The organism is Streptomyces sp. 7N604 (assembly GCF_052245475.1).
Classification (GTDB): Bacteria; Actinomycetota; Actinomycetes; order Streptomycetales; family Streptomycetaceae; genus Streptomyces.
Window position 1 is genome coordinate 1 of sequence record NZ_JBQQBX010000083.1, and the last position, 3041, is coordinate 3041.

Annotated in this window: 2 protein-coding genes; both read right to left on the bottom strand. The window is 70.6% G+C overall.

The window, feature by feature from the left end; genetic code table 11:
• Window positions 1–55: 55 nt before the first annotated feature.
• A complete protein-coding gene (locus ACTWP8_RS38065) occupies window positions 56–1267 on the bottom strand; it encodes a pyridoxal phosphate-dependent aminotransferase (RefSeq protein WP_443326624.1) in 1212 nt (403 codons plus the stop codon).
• Between the two features lie 95 nt (window positions 1268–1362).
• Window positions 1363–2979, bottom strand: coding sequence for an N-acyl-D-amino-acid deacylase family protein (locus ACTWP8_RS38070; protein ID WP_443326625.1), 1617 nt, complete (start codon window positions 2977–2979; stop codon window positions 1363–1365).
• Window positions 2980–3041 lie beyond the last annotated feature (62 nt).

Genomic DNA, 3041 nt, shown 5'->3' on the forward strand with positions numbered 1-3041 from the left:
CTCCCCGCGTCCTCCCCCCCCCCGCCACGGGGTTTCGATGGAGGTGCGTGGGCCGCTACGGCTGGCCGTAGCCGTCCAGGAACTGGCCGATCCGGCTCACCGCGTCCGCCAGGTCGTCCTTGTGCGGCAGTGTGACGATGCGGAAGTGGTCGGGCTCCGGCCAGTTGAAGCCCGTACCGTGCACGAGCATGATCTTCTCGGCGCGCAGCAGATCGAGCACCATCTGCCGGTCGTCCTTGATCTTGTAGACCTTGGGGTCGAGGCGGGGGAAGGCGTACAGCGCGCCCTTCGGCTTCACGCATGTCACGCCCGGTATCTGCGTCAGCAGCTCGTACGCCGTGTCGCGCTGCTCCAGCAGCCGGCCGCCCGGCAGCACCAGATCGTTGATCGACTGCCGGCCGCCGAGGGCGGTGGCCACCGCGTGCTGCGCCGGCATGTTCGCGCACAGGCGCATGTTCGCGAGGATCGTCAGTCCCTCGATGTAGCTGGCGGCGTGCGCCTTCGGGCCGCAGACGGCCAGCCAGCCGCTGCGGTAGCCCGCCACCCGGTACGCCTTCGACAGGCCGTTGAAGGTCAGCGTCAGCAGGTCCGGCGCGATGGCGGCGGTCGGGGTGTGCGTGGCGTCGTCGTAAAGGATCTTGTCGTAGATCTCGTCGGAGCAGACGATCAGACGGTGGCGGCGGGCGATCTCCGTGATTCCGCGCAGCAGTTCGTCGTCGTATACCGCGCCCGTCGGGTTGTTCGGGTTGATGACGACGATCGCCTTGGTGCGGTCGGTGACCTTGCGCTCGATGTCCGCCAGGTCGGGCATCCAGTCGGACTGCTCGTCGCAGCGGTAGTGCACGGCTGTGCCGCCGGACAGCGACACGGCCGCCGTCCACAGCGGGTAGTCCGGCGCTGGGACCAGCACCTCGTCGCCGTCGTCGAGCAGCGCGTGCATCGACATCTGGATCAGCTCGGAGGCGCCGTTGCCGAGGTAGATGTCCTCGACGTCGAGCTCGATGCCCTTGGTCTGGTAGTGCTGCATCACCGCGCGCCGGGCGGTGAGCAGGCCCTTCGCGTCGCCGTAGCCGTGCGCCGAGCCCACGTTGCGGAGCATGTCCTCGAGGATCTCGGGCGGGCAGTCGAAGCCGAAGGGCGCCGGGTTGCCGGTGTTCAGCTTCAGGATGTGGTGACCAGCCGCCTCCAGCCGCATTGCCTCCTCGAGTACCGGGCCACGGATCTCGTAGCAGACATTGGCGAGCTTGGTTGACTGGATCACCTGCATGTCCGACACGATACGGCCGTGTGAAGGAAGCGGCGCGATGTTTTCCGCCACGCGGACGTATGGGTGGGCACGCGCGCGGGGCCCGAGGCCCCGTCCTACGTCCCGGGCGCCCGCCGGACCGACCGGCCCGCGAGGACGTCCGTGCGCCGGCCGTCTTCGATGACAAAGCGGCCGTCGATCAGGACATGCGGAATGCCGGTGGGGAGGGTCCGCGGAGCTTCGAAAGTGGAGCCTGCGGCGACCGTCTCCGGATCGAAGAGGACCAGGTCGGCGCGGTAGCCCTCGCGTACGAGGCCCCGGTCGGGAAGCCGGAGCCGGGCCGCCGGGCGGGACGTGAGATGCGCCACGCACTCCTCCAGGGACAGCACGCCGAGCTCGCGCACGTACCGGCCCAGGTAGTGCGGGAACGTTCCGTACGCGCGCGGGTGCGGCTTGTCGCCCTGAAGGATCCCGTCGCTGCCGCCGGTGTGGACGCGGTGTCTCATGATCGCCTGCACGTTCTCCTCGTGTCCCACGTGCTGGAGGATCGTCGACCCGAGCCGGTCGCCGAGCAGGAGGCGGCGCGCGGTGACGAACGGCTCCTCGCCGCGCTCGGCCGCGCTGCGGGCGATCGTCCTGCCGACGTAGACGGAGAAGTCCGGGTCCGAGACGCCGGAGATCTCGATCGTGTCCCACTCGATCGGCACGCCGTGACAGCCGTCGGCGCCCTCGACCTCCATCGCGTGCCGGATCCGCTCGGCCGTCCCGTCGTCCCGGAGGCGGGCCAGGACGGCGTCCGGGCCGCCCTCGCTCGCCCAGCTCGGCAGCATCGCGACGAGGGTCGTGCAGCCGGGCAGGTAGGGATAGGTGTCGAGGGAGATGTCCGCGCCGCTCGCGAGCGCCGCGTCGAGGAGGCCGAGCAGCTCGGGCGCGCGGCCCTTGTTCACGCCGAAGTTCATGGTGGCGTGGGCGAGATGGAGGGCGCACCCGGCGTCCCGGGTGAGGGCGACCATCTCCTCGTACGCCTCGAGGGCGCCGGCGCCGTACGAGCGGTGGTGCGGGCAGTAGTAGCCGCCGTGCTCCGCCACGACGCGGCAGAGTTCGGTGAGTTCGGCGCCGGAGGCGTACATGCCGGGGGTGTAGGTGAGGCCGGAGGACAGCCCCACGGCTCCCTGGTGGAGTCCCTCGGCGACGAGCCGCTTCATGCGGTCGAGTTCGGCGGCGGTGGCGGGGCGGTCGTCCCAGCCGACGGCGAGCATGCGGACGGTGCCCTGGGGGATGAGGTAGGCGGCGTTGACGGCGATGCCCTCGCCGTCGAAGCCGTGGTCCAGGCGGTCGAGGTACTCGCCGACTGTCCGCCAGTCGAAGTCGATGTCGGAACCGTCGCCGTTCCAGCCGGTGATCTGGGTGCGGACCTGGGTGAGAGTGCGGTCGTCGACGGGGGCGTAGGACAGGCCGTCCTGGCCGATGACTTCGAGGGTGACGCCCTGCGCGGCCTTCGCCTCGTGGGAGGGGTCGCGGAGGAGGGCGAGGTCGCTGTGCGCGTGCATGTCGATGAAGCCGGGGGAGAGGGCGAGGCCGGAGGCGTCGACGGTGCGGTTGGCTGTGGGGCGCGGGCCGGAGCCCTGCGGCACGATGGCGGCGATGCGGGCGTTGTCGACGGCGACGTCGGCGCGGTACGAGGGACCGGCGGTCCCATCGATGACTTGCGCGTCGCGAATGACCAGTTCCATGGCGGCGACCGCCTTCCTGCTCGACTCGTCCCACGCCTGACGGCGCGGGCTTTTCCCCACCC